Here is a 17,077-nt window from a genome sequence, read left to right on the forward strand (position 1 = left end):
GGGCCCATCGTCGGGGGACGGACGCGGAAGGACGGACCCCGGTGGTGAACGAGGTCGAGCTGCACCACGGTGCGGCCTCCGACATAGGGCGCGTGCGGTCGACCAACCAGGACGCGTACCTCGCCCAGCCCCCCGTCTTCGTCGTCGCCGACGGCATGGGCGGCCACGACGACGGCGACGTCGCCAGCGCGCTCGTCGTCGACGTCTTCGGCGAGATCACCGACACCGGCTGCGACTCGCGGCGCGGCGCCGAGCTCGTCACTGCGGCCCTGCAGGCCTGCCACGACCGGCTCGTCTCGATCGCCGAGGAGAAGGCCGCCGAGGGCGACCCGGACTGGTACTCGGGCACCACCGCCGTCATCGCCCTCGTCGTCGAGGACGAGGGCGTGCCCAAGTGGCTGCTGGCCAACCTCGGCGACTCGCGCCTTTACAAGCTCGCCGACGGCGTGCTCGACCAGGTGAGCACCGACCACTCCCTGGTGCAGGAGCTGTTCGACTCCGGCCAGATCAGCGCCGCCGAGATGCGCACCCACCCGCGCCGCAACGTCATCACCCGCGCGCTCGGTGGGCCCGTGCTCGCCCAGCCCGACTTCTTCCTGCTCCCGCTGGCCTCCGCGGAGCGAATCGTGCTGTGCAGCGACGGCGTCAGCGGGATGGTCACCGACGAGCGGCTCGAGCAGATCCTCACCGACGCCTCCGACCCGCGCGACGCCGCCGAGCGCGTCGTGCAGGCCGCGCTCGAGGGTGGCGGGGAGGACAACGCCACCGCCGTCGTGGTCGATGTGGTGGGATTGGCCCGATCTGGGCAGGTCTACGACGCTGCCCGCGAACGCATGAGTCTCGAGTCGAAGCTGGGGGCACTTCCATGACAGAGCACGAGCTGGACAGCACCGCCGTCGTGGCCCGGTCCTACCGCCCCGGGTCCTGGTTCGCCGTCTTCGGCACCGGGGCCAGCGTCCTGCTGCCCCCGAGCGAGAAGCGCCGCGTCGCCGCCCTGTGGGCGCTCGTCGACGACGGCGCCGCGTTCGACGAGGTGCTCGACGCGCTCATCGCGACGGGCCTGCGCGACCTGCCGGCCTTCGTGCTGCTCAGCGAGGGCGACGGGGGCGAGGTACGCATCGTCGTGCGCGGCGCCGCGTCCGCCGTGTTCACCACCGCCGACGGCGAGACCGAGGTCAGCGGCGCCAGCGCCGGCACCTGGGTCGAGCAGACCCTGCGCGACGTGACCCGCTGCTCCGTCGCGCTGCCCGACGCCCAGACCGACGGCCAGGCCGACGGACGGACCGACGGCGGCGAGACCGACCTGCCGATCGGCACCGGCCTCGTGCGCGTCGCCCGCGTCGACGCCCCGGCCGTCGCCGCGCCCGTCGAGACGCCCGTGGTCGTCGCCGAGGTCGGCGACGAGCCCGAGGCCGAGGCCGAGGTGCTCGCCCCCGCGACCCCCGCCGAGGCGCCGCTGCCGCCCGCACCGGCGGAGGAGCCCGCCCCGGTGGTCGAGCCCGTGCCGGCCGTCGCTCCCGTCCCCGCCGCCGGGTTCGCGGCCGCCGCCGGGCTGCCCGAGCTCCCGCCGCGCCCGGGGGAGAAGCGCGAGGAGCCGGAGGCCGGGCCCGAGCCCGAGCCGGAGGCGGAGTCCGCCTCGCCGGCCGACGAGGCGCCCGCCGACGAGGCGTACCTCGAGGGAGCCCTGCCGCCCGAGCCCGTCGCCGACGAGCGCGTCGACCTCCCGCCGCCGCCCGTCGCGTTCGAGAAGGCCCCCGAGCCCGAGCCCCAGCCCGAGCCTGCGTTCGAGGACCGTCCCGAGTCGCAGCCGGCCGTCGCCGACAACGAGTCGACCGTGTTCGCGCCGGTGCTGCCGGGCGCCGGCGTGCCGCAGGGCGGTCCCGCCGCGCCCGCCGCGCCCGCCGCGCCCGAGGAGAGCGACGAGGTCGAGGACGACGTCACCCTGGTGACCGGTCGCCCCGCCCCCTCGGAGCCGGTGGAGCACCCGGACGGGTACGGCCCGCTGGCCTCGACGGAGCCGTACGGCTCGTCCTCGTCCGACTCCGGTGACCCGTCCTACGGGTCGTCCTCGGCCATGCCGCCGCTGCCGCCCCGGGCGCCCTCCGCGCCGGCGTGGCCCTTCGACACCGACACCTCCTCGACGGCCGAGTCCGCCGGGGCCGGTTCGCCCGACGACGGCACCATGGCGATGCCGGCCGTCGAGGACGAGCAGTCCGCGCCGCCCCCGCCCTCCGGCGGGTTCGCGCCCCCCGGCTGGGCCCCCACGCCGCCCGCGCCGGAGCAGCCCGCCCCGGCCGACGACGAGGACCACGACGGGATGACCCAGGACTCCGAGTGGAACCCGGGGTCGCTGCGTCCGCCGCAGGGCATCCCGGGCCAGCCGCCCGCGCCGAGCGTCACCGTGCGTCCCGTCGCCAAGCTGGTGTTCTCGCACGGCGAGACCCTCGACGTCGACCGCGCCGTGCTGATCGGTCGCGCCCCCGAGGCCCGCCGGTTCACCTCGGCGGAGCAGCCGCGCCTGGTCACCGTGCCGAGCCCGCAGCAGGAGATCTCCTCGACCCACCTGGAGATCCGTCCCGGCTCGGGCGTCGACCACGGCACCGCCGTCGCGACCGACATGGGCTCGACCAACGGCACCGTGCTCGTGCAGCCCGGCCTGCCCCCCGAGGAGCTCAAGCCCGGCATCGCCGTGCAGCTCATCCCCGGCGCCGTCATCGACCTCGGCGACGGGCTGACCATCCAGGTAGCCAACCCCTGATGACCGTCTCGGACCACCTCTCCACCTCCGCTGCACCCGACACCGCCCGCCCGGCCGAGGTCGACCGCCGCTTCCTCGCCCTCGTCGTCGACCGGCTGGTCGGCTGGGGCCTCGTGGCGGGCATCGGGTACGCCTCCTGGCGCTTCCTCGTCGCCGAGGACATGGCGCTCGTCGGCTGGAGCGTCGCCGTCCTCGGCGCGCTGCTGGTCGGTCTGGCCTTCGCGGTGATGACCGGGCTGCGGGGCGTCACGCCCGGCAAGGCGCTGCTCGGTCTGCGCGTGGTGAAGGAGGGCACGGGCCGACCGATCGGCGTCGGCGCCGCCGTGCTGCGCGGCCTCATCGTGCTGGCCGGCACGGTGCCGCTCGGCTTCGGCCTCGTGATGATCGCGTGGAGCACGGTGACCGACCCGAGCCGCCAGCGGCGCGGCTTCCACGACACCATCGTCGGCTCCGTCGTGCTCGACGTGCGGCCCGAGCCGGTCGACGTGGCCGAGGAGGTCGACTCCGGCCCCCGCCACGTCGTCAACCTCACCGCCATGCGGCTGCGTCCCGCGCCCGCCCAGCCCGTCACGCCGCCGGCCCGCCGCCCCGCGCAGGAGCCCCCGCGCGCGCCGCAGCGCCCCGAGGAGCGTCGTCCGGAGCAGCGTCGTCCGGAGGAGCACCGTCCGGAGCGGCAGCCCGCGGAGCAGCGGTTCGTCCGCCAGCCGCAGGAGCAGCCGCGCAACCAGCCCCCGCGCCAGCCGCAGAGGCAGCCCCAGGGCCAGTCCCACAACCAGCCCCCGCGTCCGCCGGGTCCGCAGCAGCCGCCCGGCGCGCCGCTGCGGCAGAGTCCTCCGCGGCCCCCGCAGCAGAACCCGCAGCAGACCCCGCAGCAGACCCCGCAGCAGACCCCGCCGCCGGTCGAGACCGGTCGCCGCCGGCGCGAGGAGCCGACGGGGGAGCGCCGGCCCCAGCAGCCGCAGCGCCCCCCGCAGCCCCCGCAGCAGACGCGGTCGGCGCCGCCGGCCGACTCGACGCGCGCCGTGCGCACCACGAGCGTGTGGCGGGTGACGTTCGACCACGGCGAGTCGTTCGTGGTCACCGGGCTCGGCCTGGTCGGCCGCAAGCCCGAGGCGCGACCGGGCGAGGAGGTGGCCCACCTGGTGCCGCTGCGCTCGAACGACATGTCGGTCTCGAAGACCCACGCCCAGTTCCACCTGTCCTCCGAGGGGGCGCTCGTGGTGATGGACCGGGGCTCGACGAACGGCTCCTTCATCCACCGCGGCGGCATGGGGCGCGAGCTCACGGCCGGTCGCCCGGCGACGCTGCTCGACGGCGACGTGGTGCGCTTCGGTGACCGGGAGATGCGCGTCAGCCGGGAGGGCTGAGTAGGCTCCGCCGGGTGCACGGGTCGCTGCTGGTCGCCGGGACGACGTCGGACGCCGGCAAGTCGGCCGTGACGACCGGCCTGTGCCGGGCGTTCGCCCGTCGGGGCGTGCGGGTCGCGCCCTACAAGGCGCAGAACATGTCGAACAACTCGATGGTCTGCGCGCTGGCGCCCCACGACCCCGCGCAGGCGGGCGAGACCGCCGAGATCGGCCGCGCGCAGTGGACCCAGGCGCTGGCCGCGCGTGCCGAGCCCGAGGCCGCAATGAACCCCGTGCTGCTCAAGCCCGGTGGCGACCGGCGCAGCCACGTCGTGGTGATGGGCCGGCCCGGCGGGTCGGTCTCCTCGGCCGACTGGGAGCAGGGCCGTCGGCACCTCGCGGCGGCCGCGCACGACGCGTACGACGACCTGGCCGCGCGCTACGACGTCGTGGTGGCGGAGGGCGCCGGCAGCCCGACGGAGATCAACCTGCGCTCCGGCGACTACGTGAACCTCGGCCTGGCGCAGCACGCGGCGATGCCGGTCGTGGTGGTCGGTGACATCGACCGCGGCGGCGTGTTCGCGGCCTTCCACGGCACGGTGGCGCTGCTCGCGCCGGCCGACCAGGCGCTGGTGGCGGGCTTCGTGGTCAACAAGTTCCGCGGCGACCCGGTGCTGCTCGACCCGGGCCTGCGCGAGCTGGAGGCGCTCACGGGGCGGCGGGTCTACGGGACGCTGCCGTGGAGCCCGGACGTGTGGCTCGACTCGGAGGACGCCCTCGACCTGGCCGGGCGGCGCGCCGGGGCCGGTCGCGCGGACGCGCTGCGCGTGGCGGTCGTGCGCCTGCCGCGGATCAGCAACTTCACCGACGTCGACGCCCTCGGCCTCGAGCCCGGCGTCGACGTCGTCTTCGCCTCCTCGCCCGCGGCGCTCGCCGACGCCGACCTGGTCGTGGTGCCCGGCACCCGCGCCACCCTCGCCGACCTCGCCTGGCTGCGCGAGCGCGGCCTCGCCGACGCGATCGCGCGGCACGCGGCGGCCGGCCGGCCGGTGCTCGGCATCTGCGGCGGCTTCCAGATGCTGGGTCGCACGGTCGCCGACCCCGACGGAGTCGAGGGCGCGGCCGGGGCGCAGGCGGACGGACTCGGGCTGCTCGACGTCACGACCAGGTTCGCGCCCGCCAAGGTGCTGCGCCTGCCCCGCGGCACGGCGCTCGGCGAGCCGGTCGGTGGCTACGAGATCCACCACGGCCGGATCACCCGGAACGGCGGCGAGGAGTTCCTCGGCGGTGCCCGCTCGGGCGCCGTCGCCGGCACGATGTGGCACGGCTCGCTGGAGTCCGACGGGTTCCGGCGCGCCTACCTCGCCGAGGGTGCGGCGGCCGCGGGCGCGGCGTACCGGCCCGATCCCACCGTCTCCTTCGCCGCCGCCCGCGAGGCGCGCTTCGACCTGCTCGCCGACCTCGTCGAGGAGCACGTCGACGTGGAGGCCCTGCTCGACCTCGCCCTGTCCGGCCCGCCGCGCGACCTGCGGCTGCTGCCGCCCGGGAGCGAGCGGTGATCCTCGTGCTCGGCGGCACGGGCGAGGCCCGCGACCTCGCCGCCGCGCTCGACGCCGCCGACGTCGCGGTGGTCTCGTCGCTGGCGGGGCGCGTGGCGCGGCCGCGGCTGCCGGTGGGGGAGGTGCGCGTCGGCGGCTTCGGCGGCGTGGACGGCCTCGCCGCGTGGCTGCGCACCCACGAGGTGCGCGCCCTCGTCGACGCGACGCACCCCTTCGCGGCGGTGATCTCCGGCAACGCGGTCGCGGCGGCCGAGCGCGCGGGCGTACCCCTGCTGCGCCTGGAGCGGCCCGGCTGGTCCGGCCGGCCCGAGGCCCCGGGCTGGACCTGGGTCGACGACAGCGCCGCGGCCGCCGAGGCCACCGCGGCGCTGGGGCGCCGGCCGTTCCTGACGGTGGGGCGGCAGGGGCTGGGGGAGTACGTCGCGCCCCTGGTCGACCACGCCGTGCTCGCCCGCGTGGTCGACCCGCCCGAGATCGCGGTGCCGACGACCTGGGAGGTGCTGCTGGACCGCGGGCCCTACACGCTCGACGGGGAGACCGCGATCCTGCGCGGGCGCGACGTGCTCGTCACCAAGGACTCCGGCGGCGACAAGACCAGCGCCAAGCTCGACGCGGCGGCCGCGCTCGGGGTGCCGGTCGTGGTCGTACGCCGCCCCGCCGCCGTCCGCGGCACGGCCACCGTGACCTCGGTGCCCGCGGTGCTGGGCTGGCTGGAGGGCCTGTAGGACCCGGAGGGGCCGGCGGGCGGGTGCGGCGGCCGGCTCAGGCGAGCTCGAGGCGCGCGAGGTAGGCGTCGCGGGACGGGGCCAGGTGCGCGCGGCACACGGTGACCAGCGCGTCGGAGTCGCCGTCGCGCAGGGCCTCGATCATGCGCCAGTGCTCGGCCTGCGCCTGCAGGAGGTGGGCGTCGTCGGCCACCGTGAGGGACCGGATGGTGGAGGCCATCCGGGCGTGCTGGCGCACCGCGTCGACCAGCGTCTGGTTGCCCGAGAGCCCGAACAGCACCTCGTGGAAGCGCAGGTTGGCGCGCAGGGCCCCGCGCCGGTCGCGCGCCTCCACGGCACGGTCGTGCGCGCGTTGCACCTCGACCAGAGGGTCGAGCCCGTCCGGGGCGACCGGCAGGTCGATCGACGCCGCGCAGGTGGTCTCCAGCAGCTCGCGCACCGTGTAGAGGTCGCGGACCTCCTTGGCCGAGTACGCCCGCACCAGCGCGCCGACGTTGGCCCGCCGCTCGACCGAGCCGCGGGACTCGAGCGTCTGCAGGGCGCTGCGGATCGCGTGCCGCTTGGCGCCGAAGCGCTCCATCAGCTCGTCCTCGATGAGGCGCTCGCGGGGGTGGCGGACGCCGAGGGCGATCTCCTCCTCGAGCTCGCGCACGATCGACGTCGTCACCTCGGCCGCCCGTCCCGTCGACGGACCGCCCTGGATGGCCCCGGTGCTCACTGCGTCGTGTCCCTCCTCGCGCCCGGCCGGGATCGTCTCACGGCGAGGGGTGGCGTCGGTGCCGGCGGCGGGGGACGGGCGCGGCGGTGTTGCGTGCGTCGCACCCGTGTGGTGTGATGCGGGTCGCACACGGATTATCAATAAAAAGGATGATGACGATGACGACGGCTCCCCGCGGCCTCCGTTCCAGCCTCACCAACTACGGCGACACCGACTTCGCGCTCTTCCTGCGCAAGGCGTTCATCAAGGGCGCCGGGTTCAGCGACGACGCGCTCGACCGCCCCGTCATCGGCATCGTCGACACCGAGAGCGGCTTCAACCCCTGCCACGGCAACGTGCCGCAGCTGATCCAGGCGATCGAGCGCGGCGTGATGCTCTCCGGCGGCCTGCCGGTCTCGTTCCCGACCATCTCGATCCACGAGAGCTTCGCCTACCCCACGAGCATGTTCCTGCGGAACCTCATGGCGATGGACACCGAGGAGATGCTGAAGGCCCTCCCGGTCGACGCCGTGGTGCTCATCGGCGGCTGCGACAAGACCGTGCCCGCCCAGCTGATGGGCGCCGCGTCCGCCGGCAAGCCCGCCATCCAGCTCGTGACCGGCTCGATGCTCACCGGCTCGCACCGCGGCCGCACGGTCGGCGCGTGCACCGACTGCCGCTTCTTCTGGGGCAAGTACCGCGCCGAGGAGATCGACGACGCGGAGATCGCCGAGGTCAACGGCCGGCTGGTCGGCAGCGTCGGCACCTGCTCGGTGGCCGGCACGGCCAGCACGATGGCCGCGGTCAGCGAGGCGCTCGGCATCGCGCTGCCCGGCAGCGCCACCCCGCCGGCGGTCACCGCCGACCGGATGCGCGTCGCGGAGGAGACCGGCCGACGCGCGGTCGGGATCGCCGAGGAGGGCCTCACGCCCGACCAGGTGCTCACGCCGGCGGCCTTCGACAACGCCTTCCGGATCCTGCTGGCCATGGGCGGCTCCACCAACGCTCTCGTGCACCTCGCCGCGATCGCCGGGCGCTGCGGCTACCCGCTCGACCTCGAGGCGTTCGACGCGATGGGTCGCGAGACGCCCGTGCTGGTCGACCTCAAGCCCTCCGGCGACCACTACATGGAGGACCTGCACAAGGCCGGCGGCGTCCAGCGCCTCATGCTCGAGCTGCGCGACCAGCTCGACCTCACCGCGCTCACCATCACCGGCCGCAAACTCGGCGACGAGCTGGACGACGCGCCCGCGCCCTTCGACCAGGACGTCATCCGCACCCGCGAGAACCCCATCCACTCCGGTGGCGGCATCGCAGTGCTGCGCGGCAACCTCGCGCCCAACGGCGCCATCATCAAGCAGTCGGCCGCCACCCCGGCCCTGCTCGAGCACCGCGGTCGGGCCGTCGTCTTCGAGGACGCCGCCGACATGGCCGAGCGCATCGACCGCGACGACCTCGACGTCACCGCGGACGACGTGATCGTGCTGCGCAACATCGGTCCCGTCGGCTTTCCGGGCATGCCCGAGGCGGGCTACATCCCCATCCCGCGCAAGCTCGCCCGCGCCGGGGTCAAGGACATCGTCCGCATCTCCGACGGCCGGATGTCCGGCACGGCGGCCGGCACGATCGTGCTGCACGCCTCGCCCGAGGCCGCCGTCGGCGGGCCCCTGGCCCTCGTCCGCACCGGCGACACGATCAGCCTCTCGGCCGAGGCGCGCAGCCTCGTGCTCGAGGTCGACGACGCCGAGCTCGAGCGGCGCCGGGGCGACGTGCGTACCCTCCCGCGCCCCGAGCGCGGCTACGCCAAGCTCTACGTCGACGAGGTGACGCAGGCCGAGGAGGGCTGCGACTTCCGCTTCCTCCAGGCCGTCGAGACGACCACGAGCGTCCCGCTGCGGCGCGACGCCCCCTGACCGGCGGGCCGCGACCGGCCCGACCCCCAGACCCGCAGACCCCAGACCCGCACCACCGTGACGTCCGGCGACGTCGCGGTCCTCAGCGACCCGTGATCCCCTGGAGACACCATGACCCACGAAGCCTGGGTCATCACCGCCGCCGTCCTCGCCGTGGGCGTGCTGCTGGTGATGATCATCGCCCTCAAGGTGCAGGAGTTCCTCGCCCTGCTCCTGACGACCATCGCCTTCGGGCTCGCGGTCGGGAACACCCCGCCCGAGCTGATGGACCTGATCGTCGCGGAGATGGGCGACTCGCTCGGACAGCTGGCGATCGTGATCGCCCTCGGCGCGATCTTCGGGATGATCCTGCAGAACGCCGGCGCCGCCGAGCGGATCGCGGTCACGCTCGTCGAGAGGTTCTCCGACCGCACCATCTCGTGGGGCCTCGGGCTCGCGGGCTTCCTCGTCGCCACGTCGGTCTACATCGACGTCGCCATCGTGATCCTGGTGCCGATGCTCTACGGCGTCGCCCAGCGCACCGGCAAGTCGCTCCTGCACTACGGCATGCCCCTGTGCGCCGGCCTCAGCGCGGCCTACACCTTCATGCCGCCCGCCCCCGGCCCGCTGGCCGCCTCCGAGATCATGGGCGCCGACATCGGCCTGGTCGTGCTGTTCGGCGTCGTGTGCGGCATCCCCGCCGTCGCCGTCGCCGGCCCGCTGTTCGGCCGGTTCATCGGCAAGCGCATCTTCGTCGAGCCGCCCGCCGCGATCGCCGGGCCGCGGCCCGGGGACACCGAGGCGACGGGGTCGTCGGGGTCGTCCGGGGCCTCCGGTGGCACCGGTGGCACCGGTGGCACCGGCACGGGCGGCGGTGCGTCGGGCGCCGTCTCCACCCGTCCGACCGGGGTGCTCTCCGGTCGCGACGTCGACGAGCTGCCCTCGTTCACCAGCGTCGTCCTCGCCCTGCTGATGCCGCTGGCCCTCATCCTGCTGGGCACGGCCGGTCGCCTGATCGAGACGGACTCGCCGATCGACCCGACGCTCACCTTCGTCGGCCACCCCGTGATGGCGCTGCTGATCACGGTCGTCTACAGCATGTGGGCCTTCGGCATCCGTCGGGGCGTCTCCCGCGCGGACCTCGGCACGCTCGCCGGCACGGCGCTCGGCCCGGCCGGCAACATCATCCTCGTCACCGGCGCCGGTGGCGTCTTCGGTGGCGTCCTCGTCTCGTCCGGGCTGGGCGACACCCTGTCGAGCGCGATGCAGGACGCCAGCATCCCGCTGGTCGTGTTCGGCTTCGTGGTCGCCGCCGTCATGCGGATCTCGCAGGGCTCCGGCCTGGTCGCGATGATCACCGGCGCGACCTTCAGCGCCCCGCTGGCCGAGTCACTCGGCGCGAGCCCCGCGACCGTCGCGCTCACCTGCATCGCCATCGCGTGCGGCGGCGCCGGCTTCTCGCACGTCAACGACTCCGGCTTCTGGATGGCCAACCGGTACTTCGGCATGAGCGTGGCCGACACGCTGAAGTCCTGGACGATCATGAAGTCGCTGGTCGGGCTGACCGGCTTCGTCGTCGTGCTGACGCTGAGCCCGTTCGTCCCGTGAGGCACTGACGCCACCGGGGCCGGCTCGCTCAGCGCCGCAGCGCCGCGAGGCCGGCCGCGGTGAGCGCCGCGCCCAGGCCGACGCACGTCGCCACCCGCCGCGCCCGCGCCACGTCGGCCGGGCTGGTCTCGCGACCGTGGCCCAGGACGGGGCGCTGCTCGACCCGCAGCTGCTCCGGCGGCGTGCCGGGGGCGCCGTAGACGGTGCGCCCGCCCAGGCGTACCCCCAGCGCGCCCGCGAACGCCGCCTCGACGACACCGGCGTTGGGGGAGGGGTGAGCAGCGGCGTCGCGGCGCCACGCCACGAGGGCGTTGCGCGGCCGGCCGCCGACCGTGGGAGCGGCGGCCGCGGCGAGCAGGCCCGCGAGCCGCGCGCCCGGCAGGTTGAGCACGTCGTCGAGGCGGGCGGAGGCCCAGCCGAAGCGCTCGTAGCGTGCCGAGCGGTGGCCGACCATGGCGTCGAGGGTGTTGGCGGCGCGGTGCGCCAGCAGCCCCGGCGCCCCCGCCACCGCACCCCACACGAGCGGTGCCACGACCGCGTCCGAGGTGTTCTCCGCGACGGACTCGATGGTCGCGCGGGCCACCTCGGCGGCGGTGAGGTCCTCGGTGCGCCGGCCCACCAGGTGGGTCAGCCGCTGCCGGGCGCCGGGCAGGTCGCCAGCTTCGAGCAGGGCCTGCACGGCGGCGGCCTCGCGGTCCAGCGACCGGCCGCCCAGCACGGTCCAGGTGGCGACGGCGACCGTGACGGTGGTGCGTACGCCCGAGCGCTCCCGGCCCTGCGTCACCGTGCCGAGCAGCGCGGCGCCCCCGACCAGCACGGCGGCGTGGGCGGCGCCGCGACCGCGGGCGTCGGCGTACCACCCCCGCTCGAGGCGCGCGGCCAGCGAGCCGAACCCGGCCACCGGGTGGCCGCGGCGCGGATCGCCCAGGGCGAGGTCGGCGGCGTGGCCCAGCAGCAGCCCGAGGGCGACCGGCGCGCTCACGGGCGGGCCGCGGCGCCCAGGTCCGGCACGCCCAGGTCCGGCACACGCAGGTCCAGCACGCCCAGCGCGCTCAGCAGCCGCCGCGTGGTGGCCGGGCGGCGGGCCGCGATCCGCACCCAGCTGGCGTCCAGGCCCGGGAAGGTGTCGGCGCGGCGCACGGCCAGGCCGTCGGCGCGCAACGCGTCGCGCACGCCCGCGCCGGGACGGGCGAGCACGAACGGCGCGCCGCCGGGCACGTGATGCACGCCCAGCTCGTCGAGGCCCCGGGTCAGCACGAGCCGCCAGGCGGCGAGCTCGCCGGTGCGGCGGGCCGCCTCGGCGACGGCGTCCGGACCGACGCAGGCGTGCAGCGCGGCGATGGCCGCCGCGGAGACCGACCACGGTGTCTGCACGGCGCGCAGCTCGGCCAGCACGGCCGGCTCGCCGAGCACGTAGCCGGCCCGCACCCCCGGGATGCCCCACAGCTTGGTCAGGCTGCGCAGCACCAGCAGGCCGGGCACCGGGGCGTCGGCGAGCGTGTGGCGCCGGTCGGGCACGGAGTCCATGAACGCCTCGTCGACCACCACGAGCCGGCCCGGCCGGGTCAGCGCCCGCAGGGTCGCCGCCGGGTGCACCCGGCCCGTCGGGTTCGTCGGGTTGCCGACCACGACGAGGTCGGCCTCCTCGGGCACCCGGGACGGGTCGAGCGCGAAGTTCTCGGAGGCGTGGGTCAGCACGTGGTGCACCGTGTGCCCGGCCGCGCGCAGGGCGACGTCGGGCTCGGTGAACTGCGGGTGGACGACGACGGGGTGGCGCCAGGCGCGTGCCCGGGCGACGAGGGTGAACGCCTCGGCGAGCCCGGCGACGGCCAGGACCTCGTCGTCGGCCCGGGAGTGGTGGCGTGCGGTCGCGGCCTGTGCGGCGCGTACCCGACCCGCGTCCGGGTAGGCCCCCGCGTCCTCCAGCGACGCCCGCAGCGCGTCGGCCAGCCACGGCGGCGGTGGACCGTCGTAGGTGTTCACCGCCAGGTCGACCAGCGGCCGGCCCGTCGCGTCGGAGGTCTCCACGTCGCCGTGGTGGCGCAGCGGGTCGGCGGGCGCGACCTCGGGTCGCGGTACCTCCGGTAATTCTCGACTACCGGAGGTACCGCGACCCGAGGTGCCGAGGGCGCCGGGGGAGCCGGGGGAACGCCGGTACGCCGTCGCCGCGGCCGCCGCGTCCGCGAACCGCTGGGCCAGGTGCGGGTGCCCGGCCCAGTGCACGTGCAGGTAGGACGCGTGCAGGGTCGGGCCGGCGAAGCCGTCGGCGGTGCGGGGGTGCGAGGCGGTCGGCTCCAGCACCCACGCCGGGGTGCCGCCGGCGGCGGGCTCCACGCGCGTGCGGTGGAACTCGTGCCCGGTCACCGTCTCCCCCGGGCGACCCAGCAGGGTCGGCTCCGTCGAGGTCGCGCTGCGGTAGGCGAGCGTCAGCCGCGGCGACATCGCCGCGGTCGCGGCCACCGCGCCGACCATCGGGGCGTGGTCCAGCGTCTCGGTCAGGTAGAGCAGCCCGGCGCACTCGGCGACGGTGGGCACGCCGGCGGCGACCGCGGCGCGCAGGTCCTCGCGCAGGGCGGCGTTGCGGCTCAGCGCCGCGGCGTGCACCTCGGGGAACCCGCCGCCCAGGTAGATGCCCTGGACGTCGTCGGGCAGCCGCTGGTCGTGCGTCGGGTCGACGACGACGACCTCGCAGCCGGCAGCGGCGAGCAGCTCGGTGGTCTCGGCGTAGGTGAAGGTGAACGCCCGACCGCCGGCGACGGCCACGCGCGGGCGAGCGGCGGCGCCGGCTCCCGGGCCCCGGACCTCGGCGGTCGGGTCCCACGCCGGCGCGTCCAGCGGCGGGGCGGAGCGGGCGATCTCCAGCACGGCGTCCAGGTCGACGCGCTCGGCGACCTGGTCGGCGAGGCGGTCCAGCGCGGTGGCGGCGTCGGCGCGCTCGGCGGCGGGCACCAGCCCGAGGTGGCGCGACGGGGCGACGATGTGGTCGTCGCGGCCGAGGACGCCCAGCACGGGGATGCCGGTGGCGGCGACCGCGCGGCGTACCTCCTCGGCGTGCCGCGGCGAGCCCGCCTTGTTGAGGATCACGCCCGCCACCCGCACGCCGGGGTCGAAGCCGGCCAGCCCCGCGACGACGGCGCCGATGGTGCGCGAGGCCGACGAGATGTCGACGACCAGCACGACGGGGGTGTCGGTGAGGGTCGCGACGTGTGCCGTGGAGGCGAAGCCGTCGCCGCCGATCTGGCCGTCGAAGAGACCCATCACGCCCTCGACGACCGCGACGTCCGCGGCGCGCGGGGTGCGCGAGCCGTGCAGCAGCAGCGGCACGATCCGCTCGACGCCCACGAGGTGCGGGTCGAGGTTGCGGCCCGGGCGGCCGGTCGCGAGCGCGTGGTAGCCCGGGTCGATGTAGTCGGGGCCGACCTTGTGGCCCGAGACCTCGAGGCCGCGGCGGGCGAGCGCGGCCATGAGGCCGGTCGCGACCGTGGTCTTGCCGTGGCCCGAGGCCGGGGCGGCGACGACGACGCGGGGCAGGGCGCTCACCACTCGATGCCCCTCTGGCCCTTCTGGCCGCGGTCCATCTGGTGCTTGACCTTCGTCATCTCGGTGACGGTGTCGGCGGCCTCGACCAGGCGTGGGTGGGCGCGGCGGCCGGTCACCACGACGTACTGGCGCCCCGGCCGGTTCGACAGCGTCTCGACGACGTCGTCGACGTCGACCCAGCCCCACTCCATGGGGTAGGTGAACTCGTCGAGCACGTAGAGGTCGTGACGCTCCTCCGCGATCCGGCGCTTGACCTCCGCCCAGCCCTCGGCGGCGTCGCGGGCGTGGTCCTCGGCCTCGCCGGCCTTGCGCGACCACGACCAGCCGGCGCCCATCTTCTGCCAGTCCACCGGGCCGCCCTCGCCGGTCTCGCGGTGCAGCTCGCCGAGGCGCTCCAGCACCGTCTGCTCGCCGATGCGCCACTTCGCGGACTTCACGAACTGGAAGACCCCGATGTCCCAGCCCTGGTTCCACGCCCGGACCGCGAGCCCGAACGCGGCGGTCGACTTCCCCTTGCCGTCGCCGGTGTTGACCATCAGCAGCGGCAGGTTGCGGCGCTGCGCGGTGGTCAGGCCGTCGTCGGGCACGACCAACGGCTTGCCCTGCGGCATCAGGCCACCCCCTGCCGACCCGTGGCGCCGCCGCGACCCGCGGCCACCGTCAGCACGTCGGCGCTGACCTCGTCGACGGGCAGGTACGCCGCCCGCAGCGACGTCGCCAGCCGCTCGGCCAGCCGCAGCCGGAACGGACCGGACTCGCAGTCCACCACCACGGTCTCGACCCCCTGGTCGGCCAGCCACTCCGCCACCCGGCGCGAGCGCTCCACCGGGTCGTCCCCGGCCGTCGCGCGACCGTCGGTGACCAGCACCAGCAGGGGGCGGCGGCGCGGGTCGCGCAGCCGCTCGCGGCGGATCACGTCGGCGGCGGCCAGCAGGCCCTCGGCCAGCGGGGTACGCCCGCCCGCCGGCAGCTCCTCGAGCCGTCGGGCCGCGACGTCCACCGACCCGGTCGGAGGCAGCGCGACGTCGGCCTCGTGGCCGCGGAACGTGACCAGCCCGACCTTGTCGCGGCGCTGGTAGGCGTCGAGCAGCAGGCTGAGGATCGCCGTCTTGACCTGCTGCATCCGGCGACGGGCCGCCATCGAGCCCGAGGCGTCGACGCAGAACAGCACGAGGTTCGACTCCTTGCCCTCCCGCACGGCGCTGCGCAGGTCGTCCGAGCGCAGCACCAGGGCGCCGCCGCGGCGACCGCGGTCGAACTGGCGCGGCACCGCCGCGCGCACCGTGCCGACCAGGTCGATCCCGGCGCCGCGCCCCGGGGTCGTGCCGATCCGACGACCGGTCGAGGTGATCGCCCGCGAGCGTCGGCCCGCCTCGCCCTCGCCGGTGCCGGCGACGCGCAGCAGCCGGGGCCGGTACGGCGCCCCCGCCCCGACCGTCGTGCCCGCCCCGGCGGGGGCCGGGACGCCGCCGTCGGTCGAGTCGTCGGACGGGTCGTCGGTCGAGTCGTCGGTCGGGGCGTCGGTCGGGGCGTCGGTCGGGGCGTCGGACGGGGCACCGTCGGCGCGGGAGTCGGGGCTCGTGTCGGCGCGCTCGCCGCCGTCCTGCGGCGGCGCCTGGCCCGGGCCCGCCTCGGGCTGCTGGGGCCCGTCGGTGCCGTCGGTGCCGTCCGCGCCATCGGCGCCGTCGTCGGGCCCCTCGTCGGGCCGCGGCGGCTCGGGGTCGGGCTCGTCGTCGCCGAGCAGGCGGTCGAGCAGGTCCTCGTCGATGCCGGGGGCGTCGAACGGGTTGCGGCGCCGGCGGTGCGGCAGCGCGAGCAGCGCGGCGGCGCGGATGTCCTCGCGCAGCACGTGCCGGCGCCCGTGCCAGGCGGCGTGGGCCACGGCGGTGCGGGCGGTGACGATGTCGGCGCGCAGGCCGTCGACGTCGAACGCGGCGCAGATCTCGGCGATCTTCTGCAGCGCGCCGTCGCCGAGCAGCACGTCGGCGACGAGCGCCTGGGCCGCGGCGATCCGGTCGCGCAGGTCGGCCTCGGGGGAGGCGTACCCCTGCGCGAAGGCCTCGGGGTCGGCGTCGAACGCCAGCCGGCGGCGCACCACCTCGGTGCGCAGCGCGGGCTCGCGGGGAGCGGCGACCTCGACGGTGAGGCCGAAGCGGTCGAGCAGCTGCGGTCGCAGCTCGCCCTCCTCGGGGTTCATCGTGCCGACGAGCACGAAGCGCGCGGCGTGCACGACCGAGACGCCGTCGCGCTCGACGGTGGCGCGGCCCATCGCCGCGGCGTCGAGCAGCAGGTCGACGAGGTGGTCGTGGAGGAGGTTGACCTCGTCGACGTAGAGGATGCCGCGGTGGGCGCGGGCGAGCAGCCCGGGCTCGTACTCCGCCACCCCCGAGGACAGCGCCTTCTCCAGGTGCAGGGAGCCCAGCAGCCGGTCCTCGGTGGCCCCGACGGGCAGCTCCACGAGGCGCACGGGTCGGGTCTCGACGGACGCGTCGGCGGCGAACGGGCCGTCGGGGGAGAGGCCCGCGTCGCGGGGGTCGGAGGAGAACCGGTCGCCGGCCACCACGTCGATGGGCGGCAGGACGGCGGCGAGGGCGCGCACCGCGGTCGACTTCGCCGTGCCCTTCTCGCCGCGCACGAGGACGCCGCCGATCTCGGGGCTGACGGTCGTCAGCAGCAGGGCCAGGGTCATGTCGTCGGAGCCGACGACGGCCGTGAAGGGGTAGTGCTGTGGCATGTGGGGCTCCCGCTCGCTCTGCCATCGGATGGACGGTCGCGAGGCCGGTCTTCGGACTTCCACCCGTACGCACGAGTGGTCACCGCAGCGGGCCCTGTGCCGGACTTGCACCGGCTTCCCAGATTCTCCCCGCACGCCCGGTTGTCTCTCCGGCACGTGCCCACGGGGCACCTCACGACGGCGCCACCCTAGCCCCGGGGAGCGCGTCGCCCGGAGCC

General features: G+C 76.0%; 12 protein-coding genes and 1 riboswitch. Of the genes, 7 read left to right on the top strand and 5 right to left on the bottom strand.

Features of this window, described 5'->3' with window-relative positions; translation table 11 throughout:
- Nucleotides 1-41 precede the first annotated feature (41 nt).
- Genes RDV89_RS14290 through RDV89_RS14310 form a run of 5 tightly spaced genes read left to right on the top strand, consistent with a single transcriptional unit; the run spans nucleotide 42 to nucleotide 6,388 of the window.
- Nucleotides 42-869, top strand: coding sequence for a PP2C family protein-serine/threonine phosphatase (locus RDV89_RS14290; RefSeq protein WP_315733805.1), 828 nt, complete (start codon nucleotides 42-44; stop codon nucleotides 867-869).
- Nucleotides 866-2,758 carry an FHA domain-containing protein gene (locus RDV89_RS14295; protein ID WP_315733806.1) on the top strand — a complete coding sequence of 631 codons (1,893 nt, stop codon included), beginning with the start codon at nucleotides 866-868 and terminating at the stop codon, nucleotides 2,756-2,758. The genes RDV89_RS14290 and RDV89_RS14295 overlap by 4 nt, the downstream gene beginning before the upstream one ends.
- On the top strand, nucleotides 2,758-4,125 hold the full coding sequence (locus tag RDV89_RS14300) for an RDD family protein (RefSeq protein ID WP_315733808.1): 1,368 nt from the start codon (nucleotides 2,758-2,760) through the stop codon (nucleotides 4,123-4,125). The genes RDV89_RS14295 and RDV89_RS14300 overlap by 1 nt, the downstream gene beginning before the upstream one ends.
- 14 nt (nucleotides 4,126-4,139) lie before the next feature.
- On the top strand, nucleotides 4,140-5,663 hold the full coding sequence (locus tag RDV89_RS14305) for a cobyric acid synthase (protein ID WP_315733810.1): 1,524 nt from the start codon (nucleotides 4,140-4,142) through the stop codon (nucleotides 5,661-5,663).
- Nucleotides 5,660-6,388, top strand: coding sequence for a cobalt-precorrin-6A reductase (locus tag RDV89_RS14310; RefSeq protein WP_315733812.1), 729 nt, complete (start codon nucleotides 5,660-5,662; stop codon nucleotides 6,386-6,388). Before RDV89_RS14305 ends, RDV89_RS14310 begins: the two co-directional genes overlap by 4 nt.
- Before the next feature lie 37 nt (nucleotides 6,389-6,425).
- Here the strand turns inward: RDV89_RS14310 and RDV89_RS14315 are convergent, their stop codons facing one another.
- Complete coding sequence (locus tag RDV89_RS14315) at nucleotides 6,426-7,106, bottom strand: GntR family transcriptional regulator (protein WP_315733814.1); 681 nt, start codon at nucleotides 7,104-7,106, stop codon at nucleotides 6,426-6,428.
- A 116-nt stretch (nucleotides 7,107-7,222) separates the two neighbouring features.
- On the opposite strand from RDV89_RS14315, the gene RDV89_RS14320 reads away from it, so the two are divergent.
- Together RDV89_RS14320 and RDV89_RS14325 are read left to right on the top strand one after the other, a co-directional pair.
- The gene (locus tag RDV89_RS14320; RefSeq protein ID WP_315733816.1) at nucleotides 7,223-8,998 is read left to right on the top strand and encodes an IlvD/Edd family dehydratase; all 1,776 of its coding nucleotides are present in this window, start codon (nucleotides 7,223-7,225) and stop codon (nucleotides 8,996-8,998) included.
- Between the two features lie 111 nt (nucleotides 8,999-9,109).
- Nucleotides 9,110-10,585: a GntP family permease gene (locus RDV89_RS14325; protein ID WP_315733818.1), complete on the top strand. Its 1,476-nt coding sequence runs from the start codon at nucleotides 9,110-9,112 to the stop codon at nucleotides 10,583-10,585.
- Between the two features lie 28 nt (nucleotides 10,586-10,613).
- On the opposite strand, the gene RDV89_RS14330 is transcribed toward RDV89_RS14325, so the two are convergent.
- Genes RDV89_RS14330 through RDV89_RS14345 form a run of 4 tightly spaced genes read right to left on the bottom strand, consistent with a single transcriptional unit; the run spans nucleotide 10,614 to nucleotide 16,859 of the window.
- Complete coding sequence (locus RDV89_RS14330; protein WP_315733820.1) at nucleotides 10,614-11,567, bottom strand: cobalamin biosynthesis protein; 954 nt, start codon at nucleotides 11,565-11,567, stop codon at nucleotides 10,614-10,616.
- Nucleotides 11,564-14,128, bottom strand: a complete 2,565-nt coding sequence (cobBC, locus tag RDV89_RS14335) for a bifunctional hydrogenobyrinic acid a,c-diamide synthase/histidinol phosphate aminotransferase CobBC (RefSeq protein ID WP_438823283.1) — start codon at nucleotides 14,126-14,128, stop codon at nucleotides 11,564-11,566. The genes RDV89_RS14330 and cobBC overlap by 4 nt, the downstream gene beginning before the upstream one ends.
- Nucleotides 14,122-14,736, bottom strand: a complete 615-nt coding sequence (gene cobO, locus RDV89_RS14340; RefSeq protein ID WP_315733826.1) for a cob(I)yrinic acid a,c-diamide adenosyltransferase — start codon at nucleotides 14,734-14,736, stop codon at nucleotides 14,122-14,124. Before cobO ends, cobBC begins: the two co-directional genes overlap by 7 nt.
- Nucleotides 14,736-16,859 (bottom strand): magnesium chelatase subunit D family protein, encoded by a 2,124-nt coding sequence (locus tag RDV89_RS14345; RefSeq protein ID WP_315733828.1) that lies wholly within the window; start codon nucleotides 16,857-16,859, stop codon nucleotides 14,736-14,738. The genes cobO and RDV89_RS14345 overlap by 1 nt, the downstream gene beginning before the upstream one ends.
- A 25-nt stretch (nucleotides 16,860-16,884) precedes the next feature.
- Nucleotides 16,885-17,049, bottom strand: a riboswitch (cobalamin riboswitch).
- Nucleotides 17,050-17,077: the final 28 nt, after the last annotated feature.

The sequence above is a fragment of the Nocardioides imazamoxiresistens genome, from assembly GCF_032378595.1.
GTDB classification, from domain to species: Bacteria; Actinomycetota; Actinomycetes; order Propionibacteriales; family Nocardioidaceae; genus Nocardioides; species Nocardioides imazamoxiresistens.

Bases quoted from the DNA above. Each gene is read 5' to 3' on its own strand.
- RDV89_RS14320 (WP_315733816.1), top strand. From the start codon at position 7,223: ATGCGGGTCGCACACGGATTATCAATAAAAAGGATGATGACGATGACG.
- RDV89_RS14295 (WP_315733806.1), top strand. From the start codon at position 866: ATGACAGAGCACGAGCTGGACAGCACCGCCGTCGTGGCCCGGTCCTAC.
- RDV89_RS14325 (WP_315733818.1), top strand. From the start codon at position 9,110: ATGACCCACGAAGCCTGGGTCATCACCGCCGCCGTCCTCGCCGTGGGC.
- RDV89_RS14345 (WP_315733828.1), bottom strand. From the start codon at position 16,859: ATGCCACAGCACTACCCCTTCACGGCCGTCGTCGGCTCCGACGACATG.
- RDV89_RS14300 (WP_315733808.1), top strand. From the start codon at position 2,758: ATGACCGTCTCGGACCACCTCTCCACCTCCGCTGCACCCGACACCGCC.
- cobO (WP_315733826.1), bottom strand. From the start codon at position 14,736: ATGCCGCAGGGCAAGCCGTTGGTCGTGCCCGACGACGGCCTGACCACC.